We start from the raw sequence: 18,988 nt of genomic DNA, 5'->3' as shown, positions 1-18,988 counted from the left end.
GCCCGCTCCCACACTGGATCTGCAGTGTGGCTTATTTCTTGACCAGCGCTGAACATGCCGCCTTGTACGCCTCATGCTGATACTTGTTCAGCGTCGCCGGTAGATCAAAGTTGTGTTTCTTATTCTGTGCATTGATGGTCTGCGGCGACAGCAGCGTCACCTCAACTCCCTCCAGCAACTGAAACACCCCTTCAATCTTGAACGTCGTCGGGCCACCGGCGAACTCGCCTTTCTTGCTGCGCTTCTTGATCGCGATACGCTCGACAGCGTTTTCCTGCACGAACGCCTTCACCTGGGCCGCGAAGGCTTTGACGTTGGCGGCCTCGTCATCATCGTCGAGGGCGATCTTTTTGGTGGCCAGGGCAACGTGGCTCAGCGCCTGGTTGTCCAGGGAGGTGACGGCGATGATGGCTTCGCTGCCTTTGATTTCGATGCCGCAGGTTTTCATGGTTTGGCCTTGAAGGAGGTGAGATGGCGCAGATGGTCGCTTACCTTTCGATGGGGGTCAAAGAGACTGCAAATCAGGTTAAGGACTTTTTGATATAAAGGGCTATATATTGTCCGTTATAGGATTTTTTATCGTTTATTGGATAACCTGGTATCCATTGTTTAATCTGATTATTTCGTGCCTGCTACACTTGGCAACACTCATTCGAGGTCGAACCATGGCCCTTACTCATGTTCTCTACGCCCCTGGCGAGATTGCCTTGCAGATCGCCGGTAATGCCAAGGCTCTGCGGCTGAGCAAAAACCTTTCTCGCCGAGCCTTGGCAGCCCAGTCCGGAGTGGCTGAATCCACACTCAAGCGGTTTGAAACGACCGGCAAGGTGTCACTGGATGCTTTGTTACTGATCGCGATGAGTCTGGGAGTAGGGGAGCAAATGGCGAATTTGTTCAGTGCACCGCCGCCACTCAGTCTTCAGGAACTAAAAAGCCAAACCAGGCTTCGAGGACGTCGATGAAAAAAGTTTCTGCACTGCACGTGATGTTGCAGGGTTCGCGAGTGGGAGAGCTGGTAGATGCGCCTGGCCGAGGCATTTACTTTTCGTATGATCCGAGTTGGCTGGCTAACGGTTTCAACCTGGCGCCGTTGTACATGGACTTTTCTTCCGCGCCTCAGTTGGCGGCAGACACACTGATGTTTGGTGGCCTGCAAGGGGTGTTCAGCAATTCGCTGCCCGATGGCTGGGGGCTCTTGTTGATGGACCGTTTCTTTCGCACGCAATTGGGCATTGAGCGCCGTGCGATCGGCCCATTGGACCGGCTCGGCTATATGGGAAATCGGGGTATGGGGGCGCTGGAATACAAACCGGCGTTCGAAAAGGGGACAGAGCAGCACGAACTTGACCTGGCTTCCCTTTACCAGGCTTCACAGGAGGTGCTGTCCGGTGGAGCGAAAGAGGTGATTGAATCACTGCGCCTCGCGGGTGGCTCCCCCGGGGGGGCACGTCCTAAGGCAGTCATTGGGCTTTCATCCGACAAGACGCAAGCTATCTCTTCATTTGGTGAGATGCCGGAAGGTTACGAACACTGGTTGATCAAATTCCGTAGCCAGGAAGAGCATCGTGACAGTGGCGCTATCGAACAGGCCTACGCCATGACGGCCCGTATGGCGGGGGTCGAAATCTCCGACTCAGCGTTACTTGAGATAGAGACAGCTACCGCAATAGAGCGGTTTTTCGTCACACGGCGCTTTGATCGCGTGGGTCTTACAAAGCGACATATGCTCACCGCCGCGGCGATTCTGTATGCCGACTTCCGTATGCCGAGCCTGGATTATGGTGACCTGTTGCGCCTGACCTTCACCATCACCAAAAACGCCAGGGATGTAGAAAAAATGGCTCGACTGATGGTGTTCAACGCGCTGGCCCACAACCGTGACGATCATGCAAAAAACTTTTCGTTCTTTGGCTCATCGGCAGGCTGGCAGATGGCGCCGGCCTACGACCTGACGTTTGCCAATACCAGCGGTCGGGGGAATGAGCACACCAGCGCTTTTGCAGGTGCAGGTCAGCCATCACGCACGGTAATCAAGAAGGTCTGTGCGCCCTTCAGCTTTCTTGAGCCTGACCTCTACATCGAGCAGACGTTGGAGGCCCTATCGCAGTGGAACCAGCATTGCGCTGACCTCAATATCGACAAAGCCCAGCGTGATCACCTGCAGATAGCCTTCAACTCGATAAGGAAGGCGTTTTAGCGGTCACTCCTGCCCGATCGACTCCAAAAACTCCGACCGCTCATCGCTCATTCGTGCCAGGCAATCATTCTGCGCAATCGCATACGCCTTGGTGCCGTTCACCGCCGGGAAGGTGTCCACGGCGCAGTCGGCATCGCGTAACTTTTCCCACTTCTGCTGGGCATCCTTCAGACGAGCGGTAATGTCCGCCAGCTTGGTCTTGTCGCTGCCGTAGGTCGAAGCCATGCGTTCCAGCAGGCCCTGATAGTTATCCTTGAGCAATTGCTCGGCGGTGGTTTTGTTATAGGAGGCGCATTCCAGGGTTTGCTTGTCGTTTTCGATGCCATCGCACGGCGTGCTGTCGGTGTCTTCGGCCGCGTGGACGCCGGTTGCGATGAGTGCCAAAGCCAGGAAAATCGATTTCATTGCGCCGTCTCATATCAGGTGATGCGGGAATTCTGGCTCAAGCGTAAGACAAAGAACAGCCGCCAGTCAGACCTCTCATACCAGCCTTTGTCGTGGATTGACGCTTTCGGCAATTCCCCTGTCGTTTTTGCACCCGGCTCTGTCGGCCCCTGGGCATATGCTGGCCCCAAAGCGCCGGCAGACGATTCGGCGCATGAATTGCCAATAAGGGGACGCCTGATGAGCCCAGCCGAATTGCACGCCGACAGCATCGTTATCGACGGGCTGATTATTGCCAAGTGGAACCGCGACCTGTTCGAGGACATGCGCAAAGGCGGTCTCACTGCCGCTAACTGCACCGTGTCGGTGTGGGAAGGGTTCCAGGCCACCATCAACAATATCGTGGCCAGCCAGACCCTGATCCGTGAAAACAGCGACCTGGTGATCCCGGTGAAAACCACCGCCGACATCCGCCGTGCCAAGGAACAAGGCAAGACCGGCATCATCTTCGGCTTCCAGAACGCCCATGCCTTTGAAGACCAGCTCGGCTATGTCGAGATCTTCAAGCAGCTCGGCGTCGGTGTGGTGCAGATGTGCTACAACACCCAGAACCTGGTCGGCACCGGTTGCTACGAGCGTGATGGCGGCCTGTCGGGTTTCGGCCGTGAAATCGTTGCTGAGATGAACCGCGTCGGCATCATGTGCGACTTGTCCCACGTCGGCTCCAAGACTTCCGAAGAAGTCATCCTCGAATCGAAAAAGCCTGTGTGCTACTCCCACTGCCTGCCGTCCGGCCTTAAAGAGCACCCGCGCAACAAGTCCGATGAAGAGCTGAAGTTCATCGCCGACCACGGTGGTTTTGTCGGCGTGACCATGTTCGCGCCGTTCCTGGCCAAGGGCATCGATTCGACCATCGACGACTATGCCGAAGCCATCGAATACACCATGAATATCGTCGGCGAAGACGCCATCGGCATCGGCACCGACTTCACCCAGGGCCATGGCCAGGATTTCTTCGAAATGCTGACCCATGACAAGGGCTACGCCCGCCGCCTGACTAGCTTCGGCAAGATCATCAACCCGCTGGGCATCCGCACCGTGGGCGAGTTCCCCAACCTCACCGAGACCCTGCTCAAACGCGGCCACCCCGAGCGCGTGGTACGCAAGATCATGGGCGAAAACTGGGTCAACGTCTTGAAAGACGTCTGGGGCGAATAAGCCACCGCCAACGCATCTTTTCCCCCCGGCCGTTCGCGCCGGGGGCATTAACAAGAATTTTTCTGGAGTTAAGTTTCCATGGCCAAGATCGCCCCGCAATTGCCTATCGAAGTCGACAGCGAAACCGGTGTCTGGACCTCCGACGCCCTGCCAATGCTGTACGTGCCGCGCCATTTCTTCGTCAACAACCACATCGGTATCGAAGAAGTGCTGGGCGCCGATGCCTACGCCGAAATCCTCTACAAGGCTGGCTACAAGTCCGCTTGGCACTGGTGTGAAAAAGAAGCTGAATGCCATGGCCTGGAAGGCGTCGCGGTGTTCGAGCACTACATGAAGCGCCTGTCGCAACGCGGCTGGGGCTTGTTCAAGATTCAGGACATCGACCTCGACAAAGGCACCGCCAGCGTCAAGCTCGAACACTCGGCCTTCGTCTACGTGTACGGCAAGGTCGGGCGCAAAGTGGACTACATGTTCACTGGTTGGTTTGCCGGCGCCATGGACCAGATTCTGCAAGCCCGCGGCAGCCAGATCCGCACTGTCGCCGAACAAGTCTACGGAGGCTCCGAAGAGGGCCACGATGACGGCCTGTTCACCGTCAAGCCGTTGTAAGCCGAGGACCGTGCCATGGCTTTCGAAGCAATGTTCCAGCCGATCCAGATCGGCAAACTGACCATCCGCAACCGCGTGCTCAGCACCGCCCACGCCGAGGTTTACGCGACCGACGGCGGGATGACCACTGACCGCTATGTGAAGTACTACGAAGAGAAAGCCAAGGGCGGTATCGGCCTGGCGATCTGCGGCGGTTCCTCTGTTGTGGCTATCGACAGCCCGCAGGAATGGTGGAGTTCGGTCAACCTGTCCACCGACCGCATCATCCCGCACTTCCAGAACCTGGCCGACGCCATGCACAAGCATGGCGCCAAGATCATGATCCAGATTACCCACATGGGCCGTCGCTCGCGTTGGGACGGCTTCAACTGGCCGACGCTGATGTCGCCGTCCGGTGTACGTGAGCCGGTGCACCGTGCCACTTGCAAGACCATCGAGCCGGAAGAAATCTGGCGCGTGATCGGCAACTACGCCAGCGCCGCCAAACGCGCCAAGGCCGGCGGCCTGGACGGTGTTGAGTTGTCCGCTGTGCACCAGCACATGATCGACCAGTTCTGGAGCCCGCGGGTTAACAAGCGTACTGACGAGTGGGGCGGCACCTTCGAAGGCCGCATGAAGTTCGGCCTGGAAGTATTGAAAGCCGTACGCGCCGAGGTCGGTGACGACTTCTGCGTGGGCGTGCGCCTGTGCGGTGACGAGTTCCACCCGGACGGCCTGTCCCATGAGGACATGAAGCAGATCGCCAAGTATTACGACGACACCGGCATGCTGGATTTCATCGGCGTGGTGGGCTCGGGTTGCGACACGCACAACACCCTGGCCAACGTGATCCCCAACATGAGTTATCCACCGGAGCCGTTCCTGCACTTGGCGGCCGGCATCAAGGAAGTGGTCAAGGTTCCGGTGCTGCACGCGCAGAACATCAAGGACCCGAACCAGGCCACGCGCATCCTCGAGGGCGGTTATGTGGACATGGTCGGCATGACCCGTGCGCACATCGCCGACCCTCACCTGATCGCCAAGATCAAGATGGGCCAGATCGACCAAATCAAGCAGTGCGTCGGCGCCAACTACTGCATCGATCGCCAGTACCAGGGCCTGGATGTGTTGTGCATCCAGAACGCCGCGACCTCCCGTGAATACATGGGTGTGCCGCACATCATCGAAAAAACCACCGGCGTCAAACGCAAGGTTGTGGTGGTCGGTGCCGGCCCGGCCGGGATGGAGGCTGCGCGCGTGGCAGCCGAACGTGGTCACGACGTGACCCTGTTCGAGAAAAAAGAGTTTATTGGTGGGCAGATCACCACGGCGTCCAAGGCGCCGCAACGTGACCAGATTGCCGGTATCACCCGCTGGTACCAACTGGAACTGGCACGGTTGAAGGTCGACCTGCGCCTGGGCGTGGCCGCCGATGCCGACACTATCCTGGACGTGCGTCCGGACGTGGTGGTGCTGGCGGTGGGCGGACATCCGAACGTGGAACAGAACGAACACTGGGGCGCAGCCGAAGGCTTGGTGGTGAGCAGCTGGGACGTGCTCGACGGCAAAGTGGCGCCGGGCAAGAACGTGCTGGTGTACGACACTATCTGCGAATTCACCGGCATGTCGGTGGCGGATTTCCTCGCGGACAAAGGCAGCCAGGTCGAAATCGTCACCGACGACATCAAGCCGGGCGTGGCCATTGGCGGTACGTCGTTCCCGACCTACTACCGCAGCATGTACCCGAAGGAAGTGATCATGACCGGCGACATGATGCTGGAAAAGGTCTACCGCGAAGGCGACAAGCTGGTGGCGGTGCTGGAAAACGAATACACCGGCGCCAAAGAGGAGCGGGTGGTGGACCAGGTGGTCGTCGAGAACGGCGTGCGCCCGGACGAAGCCATCTACTACGCACTCAAGGAAGGCTCGCGCAACAAGGGCCAGATCGACGTCGAAGCCTTGTTCGCGATCAAGCCGCAGCCGTGCCTGAGCGAGGCGGGTGATGGGTACTTGCTGTTCCGCATTGGTGATTGTGTGGCGCAGCGTAATACCCATGCTGCGATCTATGACGCCCTGCGCTTGTGCAAGGATTTCTAGGCAACCTCCCTGTAGGAGCGAGCTTGCTCGCGAAAAACGCCAGGACAACGTGTTCATCCAGGATGGACGCGTAATCGCTGACGACCTTCGCGAGCAAGCTCGCTCCTACAGGAGCCTTGCGGGAGCTTCACCATGTTGAACACCTTGCTGCCTATTCTCTTGTTTGCCGCCCTGGGCCTTGCTGTCGTCGGCGCCTTGCGCCGGGTGAACATGTGGCGCCGTGGCCGCGCGTCCAAGGTCGACCTGCTGGGCGGCCTGCTGGCCATGCCCAAGCGCTACATGGTCGACCTGCACCACGTGGTCGCCCGCGACAAATACATCGCCAATACCCACGTCGCCACCGCGCTGGGTTTTGTGCTGTCGGCGTTGCTCGCCATTCTGGTCCATGGCTTCGGCCTGCAGAGCCGTATCCTTGGCTATGCCTTACTGCTGGCGTCGGTGCTGATGTTTGTCGGCGCCACCTTTGTGTACCTGCGTCGCCGTAATCCGCCTTCACGTCTGTCAAAGGGCCCATGGATGCGCCTGCCGAAAAGCCTCATGGCGTTCTCGGTCAGCTTCTTCCTGGTCACCCTGCCGGTGGCTGGAATCCTGCCAGCGGACTTCGGCGGCTGGTTGCTTGCAGCGTTGCTCAGCGTGGGCGTGCTGTGGGGCGTGTCCGAGATGTTCTTCGGCATGACCTGGGGCGGCCCGATGAAACACGCCTTCGCGGGTGCCTTGCACCTGGCCTGGCACCGCCGCGCCGAGCGTTTTGGCGGTGGCCGTTCCACCGGCTTGAAGCCGCTGGACCTCAGCGATAAAACCGCGCCGTTGGGCGTGGAAAAACCCAAGGATTTCACTTGGAACCAACTGCTCGGCTTCGACGCCTGCGTGCAGTGCGGCAAGTGCGAAGCCGCGTGCCCGGCCTTCGCCGCCGGCCAGCCACTGAACCCGAAAAAGCTGATCCAGGACATGGTGGTCGGCCTGGCCGGTGGCACTGATGCCAAGTTCGCCGGTAGCCCCTATCCAGGCAAACCGATCGGCGAACACAGCGGCAACCCGCATCAGCCCATCGTCAACGGCCTGGTGGACGCCGAGACCCTGTGGTCCTGCACCACCTGCCGCGCCTGCGTGGAAGAGTGCCCGATGATGATCGAGCACGTGGACGCCATCGTCGATATGCGCCGCCACCTCACCCTGGAAAAAGGCGCCACGCCGAACAAGGGCGCCGAAGTGCTGGAGAACCTGATCGCCACCGACAACCCGGGCGGTTTCGCACCGGGTGGTCGCCTGAACTGGGCGGCAGACCTGAACCTGCCGCTGCTCAGCGAAAAGGGCAGCGCCGACGTGCTGTTCTGGGTCGGCGACGGTGCCTTCGACATGCGTAACCAACGTACCCTGCGTGCCTTCGTCAAAGTGCTCAAAGCCGCCAAGGTCGACTTTGCCGTGCTGGGCCTGGAAGAGCGTGACAGCGGCGACGTGGCCCGTCGTCTGGGCGATGAAGCGACCTTCCAGTTGTTGGCCTCGCGCAATATCCAGACCCTGGCCAAATACAGCTTCAAGCGCATCGTCACCTGCGATCCGCACAGCTTCCATGTGCTGAAAAACGAATACGGCGCCTTCAATGGCAACTACCTGGTGCAGCATCACAGCACCTTCATGGCCGAGTTGATCGGCGAAGGCGCGCTGAACCTGGGCCAGCACAAGGGCAACAGCGTGACCTATCACGACCCTTGCTACCTGGGCCGCTACAACGGCGAGTACGAGGCGCCGCGCCAAGTGCTGCGGGCATTGGGCATCGAGGTCAAGGAGATGCAACGCTCGGGTTTCCGCTCACGCTGCTGCGGTGGGGGTGGCGGTGCGCCGATTACCGACATTCCCGGCAAGCAACGGATCCCGGACATGCGTATGGACGACATCCGCGAAACCGGCGCCGAGCTGGTGGCCGTGGGTTGCCCGCAATGCACGGCGATGCTGGAAGGCGTAGTCGAGCCGCGCCCGTTGATCAAGGATATTGCCGAGCTGGTGGCCGACGCATTACTTGAAGATGCAGTGCCCACCAAAGCTCCCATCAAGCGTGAACCTGCGGAGGTGCATTAATGAGCGACATTATCCGCCGCGACCCACGGGCCGAATGGATCGCCCGCAACCGCCTGCACCCGCTGCACGCAGCGATGCAACCGGTGCAACACAGCTGGATGGGACCTAACGGGGTCATCCGCAAGAACGTCCATGGCGTCGGCTTCATCGGCCCCAACGGCATCAAACGCATCGACCGCAGCGGCGCCCAGCAGGGCGGCGCGGCCAAGCGTACCGCGGCCGTGGAAGTGCAGTTGCCACTGCATCAGGTGGCGGCGCCTGCGTTCTACATCAACGTGGTGCCGGATATGGTCGGTGGTCGCTTGAGCAGCCACGACCGCGACTTGCTCGGCCTGGCCCGGCAACTGGCTGGCAGCGACGGCGCGGTGCTGGCGGTGGTGTTTGGCGAACACAAGGAAAATGCGTTTGCCACCGCAGGTGTCGACCGCCTGCTGGTGCTGGACGGCCACGAATTCGACGGTTATTCACCGGAACAACGGGTACAGGGTTTACGCGCTGTGGATAACCAGTTCAACCCGCGCCACTGGTTACTGCCCGACAGCCGCAGCGGTGGTGGCGAATTGGGCCGACGGTTTGCCGCCAGCCTCAAGGAACGCCCGGCTACGCGGGTTTGGCAGATCAAGGGCGACGAGTGCATCGGCCGCGCCGGTGCGGGCCAGGAAGACTTGGCCCGTCCGCTGCCACGCCTGATTCTGGCGGCCGTTGAATGTGCCGATCCCGTCAGCGAAACCCGTCACGAAGTCCTCCCCGTGGAGTTATCCACAGCCCTGGCGCGCAGTCTGCCACGCATCGAAGACCTCGGCGCGGTGGCGGTGGACCCGGCGGCGATTCCCATGGCCGAAGCGGAATTCATTTTCTCCGGCGGCAACGGCGTGAAGGACTGGGCCTTGTTCCACCAGACCGCGGCGGCCCTGGGCGCCACCGAAGGCGCCTCGCGGGTGGCGGTGGACGATGGCTTCATGGCGCGTGATCGCCAAGTCGGCGCCAGCGGCACCTGGGTCACGGCGCGGGTCTACGTGGCCGTGGGTATTTCCGGGGCGATCCAGCACCTGCAAGGCATCGGTGCCTGCGACAAGGTAGTGGCGATCAACCTCGACCCTGGTTGCGACATGATCAAGCGGGCCGATCTCTCGGTCATCGGCGAAAGCGCCGCGATTCTGCAAGCCTTGATCGTTGCGGTCGAGGCCTACCGCAACGGCGCCAAGCGCGACGCGGCTTGAGGATATGAGCATGAACACGAATGTCATCAGCCTGGTATCCATCGGCGCCCACCCGACCTCAGGGCGCCCGCGCCGCGCCGAACAGGATGCGCGTGCGGTGGAGCTCGGCCTGCAAATGGCTGGGGATAAGTTGCAGGTGTTGCACGCCGGCAACATCAATGAGCCGACCCTGCGTAGCTACCTGGGCATGGGATTGCCGCAATTGCAGGTGCTGGAGCAACCGGCGGGCAGCGATGCCTTGCCCGTTCTCAGTGAATACCTGCGCGACGCGGGTGCCCAAGTGGTGCTCGCTGGTAGCCAGGCCGAAACCGGCGAAGGCTCGGGTATGTTGCCGTACCTGCTGGCCGAGCAGTTGGGTTGGCCGCTGATTGTCGGGCTGGCGCAGGTCGAGTCCATCGATGGCGGCGTGGCCCATGTGCTGCAAGCCTTGCCACGCGGTCAGCGGCGGCGCCTGAAGGTGCGCTTGCCGTTCCTGGCGACAGTGGATAACGCCGCGCCTAAACCACGGCAGAGCGCTTACGGTCCGGCGCAGCGCGGTGAGCTGGCGGCCCATGAAGTCGAAATCGAACAAGACGAGTTATTCACAGGCGCCGTGCTCCAGCCGGCCAAACCACGGCCAAAGCGCCTCAAGGTGATCAAGGCCAAAAGTGGTGCCGACCGGATGAAAGCCGCCACGGCCAAGGCCAGTGGCGGCGGTGGGCAAGTACTCAAGGGCCTCAGCCCGGAAGCGGGCGCCGAAGCTATCCTCAAACTGCTTATAGAGGAAGGCGTCGTGCGCTAACCCCCCGTAGGAGCTGGCTTGCCAGCGATAGCAATCGTTCAGCCGATGGATGTCTCGACTGACACGCCGTCATCGCCGGCGAGCCGGCTCCTACAGAGGGTTTACCCACAATCCCTGTTGACCCGTCTGTGGATAACCTGTTCGCGGTTGTCCACGCCCCCTGTGAATCAAGCCCTGCAGCCCTCTGTACGAAAAACAACCAGGCTAACTGACGGTTTTTACTTGGGTTTTTCTTTGCTCTTATGCATTTCTCCAGGCCGACTTGCCCCCATAGTCTGTTGGCGCTTCTGTGGATAACATGTTCGCTCTCGGCTGAAGCCCTTATTAATCAAGGCTTTCACCGGATTGATCAAAATATGATCGAATTGGTTTTTTTCCCGGCTGAAATCCCTGGAAACCGCGATTTATGAAGGTTTTCGGTGGTTTTCCACAGCGTTCTCAGAGTTGCCCCCAAAGTCTGTTGGTGCTTCTGTGGATAAGGTGTTCGCGTACCGCTACAGGCCAAGTAAATCATGGCTTCTATTCAGTTGATCAATAAATGAACAAGGCTGGGCCAGACCGACTGACTGGAATAAGTCACGGATTTTTTTCACTTAATTTCAGGAGGGAAGCGTACTTGCCCACAATTGCTGTGGGTGGCTTTGTGGATAAGTTGTTGGGTAAAGGCTGGAGGGCAGGGGAATCAAGGGTTATCAGAGGGTTGGGTGTTTTTTGTACAACCCAGCCCCCTGAAGATCAAAAGGTTATTCGTGAACTGCAACACCTTTGAGGTACGGTGCTGGAGCGGCCCCCAAGTTGTTCAGCATGCGCTCGCTGTACCAATCCACAAAGTTCACCACGCCGAACTCATAGGTCTTGGAGTATGGACCTGGCTGGTAGGCGGTGGAGTTGATGCCGCGCTGGTTCTCTTCGGCCAGGCGACGGTCCTGGTCGTTGGTGGCGTCCCACACCTGGCGCATGCGCTCGACGTCGTAGTCCACGCCTTCCACGGCGTCCTTGTGCACCAGCCATTTGGTGGTGACCATGGTTTCCTGGGCGCTGATCGGCCACACGGTGAACACGATGATGTGATCGCCCATGCAGTGGTTCCAGGAGTGGGGCAGGTGCAGGATGCGCATCGACCCCAGGTCCGGGTTCTTGATGCGGCCCATGAGTTTGGCGCAGCCCTGCTTGCCGTCCAGAGTCATCGACACGGTGCCCTTGAGCAGCGGCATGCGCACGATGCGGTTACGCAAGCCGAAGCTGGCGTGCGCGTACGGGATCTTCTCGGCATCCCAGGCGGCGGCGGAGGCGGCCACGTGATCCTTGAACGCCTGGTCGGCGCGCGGGTCGGTGACGTCGTCCCATTCCAGCAGGGTTTTCAACAGTTCCGGGTGCGACGCGTTGCAGTGGTAGCACTCGCGGTTATTTTCCAGCACCAGCTTCCAGTTGGCTTTCTCCATCAAGGTGGTGGTAATCGCCACCTTGGTGTTCTCCATGTCGTAGGGTTCCATGTAATGGTTCAGCGTCGACAGGAAATCATCGATGGCCGGCGGGTTCTCCGCCAGGCTGATGAAGATGTAGCCGCCAGCGGTCTTCACGTTCACCGGCTTCAAACCGTACTGCTTCATGTCGAAGTCGGCGCCCATCTCGGTGCCGGCGAACAGCAGGCGGCCGTCCAGTTCGTAGGTCCACTGGTGGTAGTGGCAGACCAGTTTGGCGACCTTGCCCTTGTCGCTGGTGCACAAGCGCGAACCACGGTGACGGCACACGTTATGGAAGGCATGCACGACGCCTTCGGCGCCACGGATCACGATGATCGGGTTCTTGCCTACTTGCAGGGTCAGGTAGTTGCCCTTGGTGGGGATCTCGCAGGTCATGCCGGCGATCAGCCACTCTTTCTGGAAGATCTCCTGCATGTCGATATCAAACAGCCGTTCATCAGAGTAGAACGGCTGTGGCAGCGAGAAAGTGCGCTCGCGCTCTTGCAGCATTTGCGCGGTGGCCTTGCGTGCGGGTTCCAGCGGATCGCCCAAGCTTAAGGTTGCGGTGACGTCCATCGTGTGTGTCCTCATGGCCATTCTGTGTGGCCGAGATAAGTGGCTAATCAGGTTTGCAGCAAGGCGTAAAAAAAGCGTCTGTGTTGGGAGCGAGTGTGGGGCCGCCGATGGGCCGAACCTTATCCATGGGCGACATGGCCCAATCTGTTCCCGACGCGCAACCCTAGGTCGTTGGGGCCTGGTCGCGATAAGTATGTGAATGTCGCAGATAGGTAAATGGATGGTTCTGGCGTTACGCAGAATCGCCACCATAAGGCCGATGTCGGCGGTGGAGAACAACATGTCCAATAATTTCCTGAATCCGGTAACCACCCAGACCTGGGCCAATGGTCGGCACATTGTCCGTTGCGTCAAAGTCATCCAGGAAACCTGGGACGTGCGCACCTTCTGTTTCATGGCCGACCAGCCGATCCTGTTCTTTTTCAAGCCGGGGCAATTCGTCACCCTGGAGCTGGAAATCGAAGGCCAGCCGATCATGCGCTCCTACACCATCTCCAGCTCACCGTCGGTGCCGTACAGTTTCTCGGTGACCATCAAGCGCGTGCCGGGCGGCAAGGTTTCCAACTGGTTGCACGACACCCTGCATGAAGGGCAAGAGCTGGCGGTGCACGGGCCGGTAGGCTTGTTCAATGCCATCGACTTCCCAAGCCCGAAAGTGTTGTACCTCAGCGGCGGTGTGGGGATAACGCCAGTCATGTCCATGGCGCGCTGGTTCTACGACACCAACGCCAACGTCGACATGACGTTTATCCACAGCGCCCGTTCGCCCAAGGACATCATCTACCACCGTGAGCTGGAACACATGGCGTCGCGGATCGATAACTTCAGCCTGCACCTGATCTGCGAGAAACACGGCTTGGGTGAGCCATGGGCGGGTTATCGCGGTTACCTGAATCACAAGATGCTCGAACTGATGGTGCCGGACTTCCTGGAGCGCGAAGTGTTCTGCTGCGGGCCTACGCCGTACATGAACGCGGTGAAGCGCCTGCTGGAAGTGGCGGGTTTCGACATGACGCGTTACCACGAGGAATCGTTCGGCGCCACGCCGCCGGAAGCCCGTGCGGATGCGGTCGAACAAGCCGAACAAGCCGCCGACGCGCCGGAAATCGACCTGGCGGATCTGCACCAGGTGGAGTTCATCGCGTCGGGCAAAAGCATTCGTGTCGCCCCTGGTGAAACCGTGCATGCGGCGGCGGCCAAGCTTGGGCTGTTGATCCCGAAAGCCTGTGGCATGGGCATCTGCGGCACGTGCAAAGTGATGAAGCTGGGCGGGGAGGTCGAGATGGACCACAACGGCGGCATCACTGAGGAAGACGAAGCCGAAGGCTACATCCTGTCGTGCTGCAGTGTGCCGAAGGGTGATGTGCGCATCGAGTTCTGACCAATGATCGTTCCCACGTAGAGCGTGGGAACGATCAAAAGTCCCGCGTTGCAGGTCATGAGTCTGCGGCGCGGGTCTTAGGCGCTGACGGTTATTGGGCGTAGATATGGACTACAAAGTGCTGGCCTGATGCTGTCAATTCATAGGCTTTTTCGTAGATCCTCAATGTCCTTGATGGCTCTCGGATGGTGTCACCGACTTTTGCGTGTTTCCGAAATTCATCCCAATCAATGACGGTGGTGCTGATCGTGCCGTCGCTTTGCAGGGTGTTGCCGTTGTTCTGATATTCCATGATGTAACCCTCTGCTGGATTTCCATTTCCGACCGATTATTCGGCAGGCAGTCAGCCCCGAAGTAACGCGTCCGTGTGTTCGGGGTGACGAGATCCTATCCAAGACAGGGGGTAGATAGATACTGTCAGAAATACGTACAAACAGTCTCTGAAAACGCGCTGAAAGGCCCGTGGTTTCAGGCTTCCATCACTTTCCGAATATCCGCCGCCAATTCTCTTACACGTTCTTCCTCGGTATCCCACGCACACATGAAGCGTGCGCCGCCTTTGCCGATAAAGGTGTAGAAACGCCAGCCCTTGGCGGTCAACGCGGCAATCGCCGGTTCCGAGAGTTGCAGGAACACGCCGTTTGCCTGCACCGGGAACATCAACTCCACGCCGGGAATATCCGCCACCAGGCTGCTCAGCAGTTGAGCGCAGTGGTTGGCGTGACGCGCGTGTTTGAGCCAGGCGTCGTTTTCCAGCAGGCCTACCCACGGCGCGGACAGGAAGCGCATTTTCGAGGCCAGTTGGCCGGCCTGCTTGCAGCGGTAGTCGAAGTCTTCGGCCAGCTTGTGGTTGAAGAACAGGATCGCTTCACCCACGGCCATACCGTTCTTGGTGCCGCCAAAGCACAGCACGTCCACGCCGGCTTTCCAGGTCAGGTCGGCGGGCGAGCAGCCGAGGAACGCGCAGGCGTTGGAGAAGCGCGCGCCGTCCATGTGCAGGTTCAGCCCCAACTCTTTGCAGGTCACGCTGATGGCGCGTATTTCATCCGGGGTATACACGCTGCCGACTTCCGTGGCTTGGGTCAGGGTGACCACGCGTGGTTTGGGGTAGTGAATGTCTTGGCGCTTGAGGGCGATCTCGCGGATCGACTCCGGGGTCAGCTTGCCGTTTTCGGTGCGAGCGGTGAGCAGCTTGGAACCGTTGGAGAAAAACTCCGGCGCGCCGCATTCGTCGGTTTCGACGTGGGCGGTTTCCGAGCAAATCACGCTATGGTAGCTCTGGCACAGCGAAGACAACGCCAGGGAGTTGGCAGCAGTGCCGTTGAAGGCGAAGAACACTTCGCAGTCAGTTTCGAAGAGGTTGCGGAAACCGTCGGCGGCGCGGTGGGTCCATTCATCATCGCCGTAGGCGCGCTGATGGCCCTGGTTGGCTTGTTCCATGGCGGCCCAGGCTTCCGGGCAGATGCCCGAATAGTTGTCACTGGCGAATTGTTGGCTCTTGTCGGTCATGGCCCATTCCTGTGGTCGATGTTGGTGCGCACTGTAACCAAGATTGTCGCGGGTGCGCACGTACTGTAAATGCAAAGTCACTGGGGAATTATGCACGGTACTCAAACGATTCCTGTCGGACGCGTCCGTGATGGCGCTCTGGATCTGCTCAAGTGGCTGGCGCTGTTGAGCATGGTGCTGGACCACTTGCGCTATGTCGGTTTGAACCTGGATGGCCTGTATGTGCCGGGGCGCCTGGCGTTCCCGTGGTTTTGCCTGGCGATTGCGGCCAACCTGCATCGGGCGAGAAACTCACCTGTCATGGGCCAGTGGCGGTATTTGGGCTGGCTGCTGCTGTTCAGCGTGATCAGCGAAGTGCCGTACCGACTGTTTATCGATGATGCCGATACATTGAACGTATTGCCGACGTTGGCGTTGGGTTTGCTTATTGCCCGAGGATGGCAGCAGAAAGCGCTTTTTGATCGCGGATTGGCGCTGATCGCGGCCACGATTGCGGCGGTGTTTTCCACGCAGCTGATGTTTGGTTTTTTCGGTGTATTACTGCCACTGGCGATGCTGCTGGTGTTCCGTCGTCCCTGGTATTTCAGCGTATTGCCTGGCGTGGTCTGCGTCGCGGCCAATCAATGGCAGGTTTTGCTCGCTAGTGGCTCCCCCGTCGCGTTGGCGGGATTGGCCACTTGCCTGATTGCGCCAATACTCGGCCTGGTCCTGTTACGACACGCCAAAAATGCCTCCCCGCCGCCTATGCGCCGCTGGGCGTATGCCCTCTATCCCGCGCATTTCCTGCTGCTGCTGGCCTTGCGCCACAGCCTTGCTTGAGTCGCAGAATTCATTCCATGTCGTAAACGCACCTTTGCGTGGCGTGCGTAGGCATTTGACCTGCTGACGCCAGCCCTACCATCGCATCAAAGGGCCCTGCACGGGCCTCAACAATACGAAAGGCTGGGAGAGACGCGATGTTCAGCAAACAAGACCAGATTCAGGGATATGACGACGCACTGCTGGCGGCGATGAATGCCGAGGAGCAGCGTCAGGAAGATCATATCGAGCTGATCGCGTCAGAGAACTACACCAGCAAACGCGTAATGGAAGCTCAAGGCAGCGGCCTCACCAACAAATACGCCGAAGGCTACCCAGGCAAGCGCTACTACGGCGGCTGCGAGCACGTGGACAAGGTTGAAGCCCTGGCCATCGAACGCGCCAAGCAATTGTTCGGCGCCGATTACGCCAACGTGCAGCCGCACTCCGGTTCTTCCGCCAACAGCGCGGTGTACCTGGCCCTGTTGAACGCCGGTGACACCATTCTCGGCATGAGTCTGGCCCACGGCGGCCACCTGACCCACGGCGCCAAGGTGTCGTCCTCGGGCAAGCTGTACAACGCGGTGCAGTACGGCATCAACACCGACACCGGCCTGATCGACTACGACGAAGTCGAGCGCCTGGCCGTCGAGCACAAGCCGAAAATGGTCGTAGCCGGTTTCTCTGCCTACTCCAAGACTCTGGATTTCCCACGTTTCCGTCAGATCGCCGACAAGGTGGGCGCATTGCTGTTCGTCGACATGGCCCACGTCGCCGGCCTGGTTGCCGCTGGCCTGTACCCGAACCCGCTGCCGTATGCCGACGTAGTCACCACCACTACCCACAAGACCCTGCGCGGTCCACGGGGCGGTCTGATCCTGGCCAAGTCCAACGAAGAAATCGAAAAGAAACTCAACGCCGCCGTATTCCCTGGCGCCCAAGGTGGCCCGCTGATGCACGTCATCGCCGGCAAGGCCGTGTGCTTCAAGGAAGCGCTGGAGCCGGGCTTCAAGGCCTATCAGCAACAAGTGATCGACAACGCCCAGGCCATGGCCGAGGTGTTTATCAAACGCGGCTACGATGTAGTGTCCGGCGGCACCGACAACCACCTGTTCCTGGTCAGCCTGATCCGTCAGGGCCTCACCGGCAAAGAGGCGGATGCCGCCCTGGGCCGCGCCCACATCACCGTCAACAAGAACGCCGTGCCGAATGACCCGCAGTCGCCATTCGTGACCTCGGGCCTGCGCATCGGCACCCCGGCGGTGACCACGCGTGGTTTCAAAGTGCCGCAGTGCATTGAACTGGCTGGCTGGATCTGCGACATCCTCGACAACCTCGGCGATGCCGATGTCGAGGCCAACGTGGCCAAGCACGTGTCTGCCCTGTGCGCTGATTTCCCGGTTTATCGCTGAGCGCGGTTTTGGAGTAATGACTATGCAACGCTACTCGGGCTTCGGCCTCTTCAAGCACTCACTCAGCCACCACGAAAACTGGCAGAAGATGTGGCGCACGCCGACCCCTAAAAAGGTCTACGACGTGGTCATTGTCGGCGGCGGCGGGCATGGTCTGGCGACCGCCTACTACCTGGCCAAGGAGCACGGCATCACCAATGTGGCCGTGGTCGAAAAAGGCTGGCTGGGCGGCGGTAACACCGCGCGCAACACCACCATCGTACGTTCCAACTACCTGTGGGATGAATCGGCCCACCTGTACGAACACGCGATGAAACTGTGGGAAGGCCTGTCCCAGGACCTGAACTACAACGTGATGTTCTCCCAGCGTGGCGTCTACAACCTGTGCCACACCCTGCAAGACATCCGTGATTCCGAGCGCCGCGTCAGCGCCAACCGCCTCAATGGCGTGGACGGCGAACTGCTCAACGCCAAGCAAGTGGCCGACGAGATCCCGTACCTCGATTGCTCCAAGAACACCCGCTACCCGGTCCTCGGCGCCACCGTACAACGTCGCGGCGGCGTGGCCCGTCACGATGCCGTGGCCTGGGGCTTTGCCCGTGCGGCTGACGCCCTCGGCGTGGATTTGATCCAGCAGACCGAAGTGATCGGCTTTCGCAAGGAAAACGGTGTGTGCATCGGCGTGGAAACCAACAAGGGCTTTATCGGCGCCAAGCGCGTCGGTGTGGTCACTGCCGGTAACTCCGGGCACATGGCGTCGTTGGCGGGCTTCCGCCTGCCGATTGAGTCCCACCCGCTGCAAGCGTTGGTGTCGGAGCCGATCAAGCCAATTATCGACAGTGTGATCATGTCCAACGCCGTACACGGTTACATCAGCCAGTCCGACAAGGGCGACCTGGTGATCGGCGCCGGTATCGACGGCTACAACGGCTACGGCCAGCGCGGCTCGTACCCGGTGATCGAACACACCATCCAGGCCATCGTCGAGATGTTCCCGGTGCTGTCCCGCGTGCGCATGAACCGCCAGTGGGGCGGCATCGTCGACACCACGCCGGATGCCTGCCCGATCATTTCCAAGACCCCAGTGCCCAACATGTTTTTCAACTGCGGTTGGGGCACCGGTGGCTTCAAGGCCACGCCGGGCTCAGGCAACGTGTTTGCCGCCAGCCTCGCCAAGGGTGAAATGCACCCGTTGGCCGCACCTTTTTCCATCGACCGTTTCCACAACGGTGCGTTGATCGACGAACACGGCGCTGCGGCCGTCGCCCACTAACAGGAGAAATTCCCT

17 protein-coding genes are annotated in these 18,988 nt (G+C 59.9%); 12 read left to right on the top strand and 5 right to left on the bottom strand.

The genetic code is table 11. From position 1 onward, the window contains the following. Nucleotides 1–31: 31 nt before the first annotated feature. Complete coding sequence (locus ACP7C6_RS16365) at nt 32–448, bottom strand: DUF3010 family protein (RefSeq protein WP_305383181.1); 417 nt, start codon at nt 446–448, stop codon at nt 32–34. Nucleotides 449–665: 217 nt separating this feature from the next. On the opposite strand from ACP7C6_RS16365, the gene ACP7C6_RS16360 reads away from it, so the two are divergent. Both ACP7C6_RS16360 and ACP7C6_RS16355 read left to right on the top strand, forming a co-directional pair. Continuing rightward, the gene (locus ACP7C6_RS16360; protein ID WP_236317498.1) at nt 666–962 is read left to right on the top strand and encodes a helix-turn-helix domain-containing protein; all 297 of its coding nucleotides are present in this window, start codon (nt 666–668) and stop codon (nt 960–962) included. Further along, nucleotides 959–2,197, top strand: coding sequence for a type II toxin-antitoxin system HipA family toxin (locus ACP7C6_RS16355; protein WP_426108995.1), 1,239 nt, complete (start codon nt 959–961; stop codon nt 2,195–2,197). Before ACP7C6_RS16360 ends, ACP7C6_RS16355 begins: the two co-directional genes overlap by 4 nt. A gap of 3 nt (nt 2,198–2,200) precedes the next feature. Here ACP7C6_RS16355 and ACP7C6_RS16350 read toward each other — a convergent pair whose 3' ends face one another. Beyond that, the gene (locus ACP7C6_RS16350; protein WP_016977792.1) at nt 2,201–2,602 is read right to left on the bottom strand and encodes a lysozyme inhibitor LprI family protein; all 402 of its coding nucleotides are present in this window, start codon (nt 2,600–2,602) and stop codon (nt 2,201–2,203) included. A gap of 219 nt (nt 2,603–2,821) precedes the next feature. On the opposite strand from ACP7C6_RS16350, the gene ACP7C6_RS16345 reads away from it, so the two are divergent. The 6 genes from ACP7C6_RS16345 (at nt 2,822) to ACP7C6_RS16320 (ending at nt 10,561) form a co-directional block, all read left to right on the top strand. Further along, nucleotides 2,822–3,799 carry a dipeptidase gene (locus ACP7C6_RS16345; protein WP_005792153.1) on the top strand — a complete coding sequence of 326 codons (978 nt, stop codon included), beginning with the start codon at nt 2,822–2,824 and terminating at the stop codon, nt 3,797–3,799. A 78-nt stretch (nt 3,800–3,877) separates the two neighbouring features. Continuing rightward, complete coding sequence (locus tag ACP7C6_RS16340; RefSeq protein ID WP_016977793.1) at nt 3,878–4,408, top strand: DUF5943 domain-containing protein; 531 nt, start codon at nt 3,878–3,880, stop codon at nt 4,406–4,408. A gap of 15 nt (nt 4,409–4,423) precedes the next feature. Continuing rightward, entirely contained in the window at nt 4,424–6,484 is a 2,061-nt protein-coding gene (dgcA, locus tag ACP7C6_RS16335; RefSeq protein ID WP_426108994.1) for a dimethylglycine demethylation protein DgcA, read from the top strand. A 132-nt stretch (nt 6,485–6,616) separates the two neighbouring features. Further along, on the top strand, nt 6,617–8,560 hold the full coding sequence (dgcB, locus tag ACP7C6_RS16330) for a dimethylglycine demethylation protein DgcB (protein WP_068936249.1): 1,944 nt from the start codon (nt 6,617–6,619) through the stop codon (nt 8,558–8,560). Beyond that, nucleotides 8,560–9,780, top strand: coding sequence for an electron transfer flavoprotein subunit alpha/FixB family protein (locus ACP7C6_RS16325; RefSeq protein ID WP_028618227.1), 1,221 nt, complete (start codon nt 8,560–8,562; stop codon nt 9,778–9,780). The genes dgcB and ACP7C6_RS16325 overlap by 1 nt, the downstream gene beginning before the upstream one ends. Nucleotides 9,781–9,790: 10 nt before the next feature. Next, nucleotides 9,791–10,561: an electron transfer flavoprotein subunit beta gene (locus tag ACP7C6_RS16320; protein WP_123475008.1), complete on the top strand. Its 771-nt coding sequence runs from the start codon at nt 9,791–9,793 to the stop codon at nt 10,559–10,561. Between the two features lie 743 nt (nt 10,562–11,304). Here the strand turns inward: ACP7C6_RS16320 and gbcA are convergent. Next, on the bottom strand, nt 11,305–12,600 hold the full coding sequence (gbcA, locus tag ACP7C6_RS16315; RefSeq protein WP_068936255.1) for a glycine-betaine demethylase subunit GbcA: 1,296 nt from the start codon (nt 12,598–12,600) through the stop codon (nt 11,305–11,307). 280 nt (nt 12,601–12,880) lie between these two features. Here gbcA and gbcB point away from each other — a divergent pair, with 280 nt between their 5' ends. After that, on the top strand, nt 12,881–13,981 hold the full coding sequence (gene gbcB / locus ACP7C6_RS16310) for a glycine-betaine demethylase subunit GbcB (protein WP_028618224.1): 1,101 nt from the start codon (nt 12,881–12,883) through the stop codon (nt 13,979–13,981). A 91-nt stretch (nt 13,982–14,072) separates the two neighbouring features. Here the strand turns inward: gbcB and ACP7C6_RS16305 are convergent, their stop codons facing one another. Beyond that, on the bottom strand, nt 14,073–14,273 hold the full coding sequence (locus ACP7C6_RS16305) for a hypothetical protein (RefSeq protein ID WP_028618223.1): 201 nt from the start codon (nt 14,271–14,273) through the stop codon (nt 14,073–14,075). Nucleotides 14,274–14,449: 176 nt separating this feature from the next. Continuing rightward, the gene (locus ACP7C6_RS16300; RefSeq protein WP_028618222.1) at nt 14,450–15,490 is read right to left on the bottom strand and encodes a threonine aldolase family protein; all 1,041 of its coding nucleotides are present in this window, start codon (nt 15,488–15,490) and stop codon (nt 14,450–14,452) included. 90 nt (nt 15,491–15,580) lie between these two features. Here ACP7C6_RS16300 and ACP7C6_RS16295 point away from each other — a divergent pair, with 90 nt between their 5' ends. The 3 genes from ACP7C6_RS16295 to ACP7C6_RS16285 all read left to right on the top strand — a co-directional run bounded on the left by ACP7C6_RS16295 (nt 15,581) and on the right by ACP7C6_RS16285 (nt 18,973). Then, entirely contained in the window at nt 15,581–16,309 is a 729-nt protein-coding gene (locus ACP7C6_RS16295; protein ID WP_426108993.1) for a TraX family protein, read from the top strand. Between the two features lie 137 nt (nt 16,310–16,446). Beyond that, entirely contained in the window at nt 16,447–17,700 is a 1,254-nt protein-coding gene (gene glyA / locus ACP7C6_RS16290) for a serine hydroxymethyltransferase (protein WP_068936259.1), read from the top strand. 22 nt (nt 17,701–17,722) lie between these two features. Continuing rightward, complete coding sequence (locus ACP7C6_RS16285) at nt 17,723–18,973, top strand: sarcosine oxidase subunit beta (RefSeq protein WP_010207084.1); 1,251 nt, start codon at nt 17,723–17,725, stop codon at nt 18,971–18,973. Nucleotides 18,974–18,988: the final 15 nt, after the last annotated feature.

Origin of the sequence: Pseudomonas sp. TWR1-1-4, from assembly GCF_049897165.1 — a bacterium.
GTDB lineage: Bacteria > Pseudomonadota > Gammaproteobacteria > Pseudomonadales > Pseudomonadaceae > Aquipseudomonas > Aquipseudomonas canadensis.
This window is presented reverse-complemented; position numbering and strand designations above follow the sequence as displayed.

Bases quoted from the DNA above. Each gene is read 5' to 3' on its own strand.
- dgcA (WP_426108994.1), top strand. From the start codon at position 4,424: ATGGCTTTCGAAGCAATGTTCCAGCCGATCCAGATCGGCAAACTGACC.
- ACP7C6_RS16300 (WP_028618222.1), bottom strand. From the start codon at position 15,490: ATGACCGACAAGAGCCAACAATTCGCCAGTGACAACTATTCGGGCATC.
- gbcB (WP_028618224.1), top strand. From the start codon at position 12,881: ATGTCCAATAATTTCCTGAATCCGGTAACCACCCAGACCTGGGCCAAT.
- glyA (WP_068936259.1), top strand. From the start codon at position 16,447: ATGTTCAGCAAACAAGACCAGATTCAGGGATATGACGACGCACTGCTG.
- ACP7C6_RS16295 (WP_426108993.1), top strand. From the start codon at position 15,581: ATGCACGGTACTCAAACGATTCCTGTCGGACGCGTCCGTGATGGCGCT.
- ACP7C6_RS16345 (WP_005792153.1), top strand. From the start codon at position 2,822: ATGAGCCCAGCCGAATTGCACGCCGACAGCATCGTTATCGACGGGCTG.
- gbcA (WP_068936255.1), bottom strand. From the start codon at position 12,600: ATGGACGTCACCGCAACCTTAAGCTTGGGCGATCCGCTGGAACCCGCA.
- ACP7C6_RS16325 (WP_028618227.1), top strand. From the start codon at position 8,560: ATGAGCGACATTATCCGCCGCGACCCACGGGCCGAATGGATCGCCCGC.
- ACP7C6_RS16285 (WP_010207084.1), top strand. From the start codon at position 17,723: ATGCAACGCTACTCGGGCTTCGGCCTCTTCAAGCACTCACTCAGCCAC.
- ACP7C6_RS16355 (WP_426108995.1), top strand. From the start codon at position 959: ATGAAAAAAGTTTCTGCACTGCACGTGATGTTGCAGGGTTCGCGAGTG.
- ACP7C6_RS16360 (WP_236317498.1), top strand. From the start codon at position 666: ATGGCCCTTACTCATGTTCTCTACGCCCCTGGCGAGATTGCCTTGCAG.
- ACP7C6_RS16305 (WP_028618223.1), bottom strand. From the start codon at position 14,273: ATGGAATATCAGAACAACGGCAACACCCTGCAAAGCGACGGCACGATC.
- ACP7C6_RS16365 (WP_305383181.1), bottom strand. From the start codon at position 448: ATGAAAACCTGCGGCATCGAAATCAAAGGCAGCGAAGCCATCATCGCC.
- ACP7C6_RS16350 (WP_016977792.1), bottom strand. From the start codon at position 2,602: ATGAAATCGATTTTCCTGGCTTTGGCACTCATCGCAACCGGCGTCCAC.
- ACP7C6_RS16320 (WP_123475008.1), top strand. From the start codon at position 9,791: ATGAACACGAATGTCATCAGCCTGGTATCCATCGGCGCCCACCCGACC.
- ACP7C6_RS16340 (WP_016977793.1), top strand. From the start codon at position 3,878: ATGGCCAAGATCGCCCCGCAATTGCCTATCGAAGTCGACAGCGAAACC.
- dgcB (WP_068936249.1), top strand. From the start codon at position 6,617: ATGTTGAACACCTTGCTGCCTATTCTCTTGTTTGCCGCCCTGGGCCTT.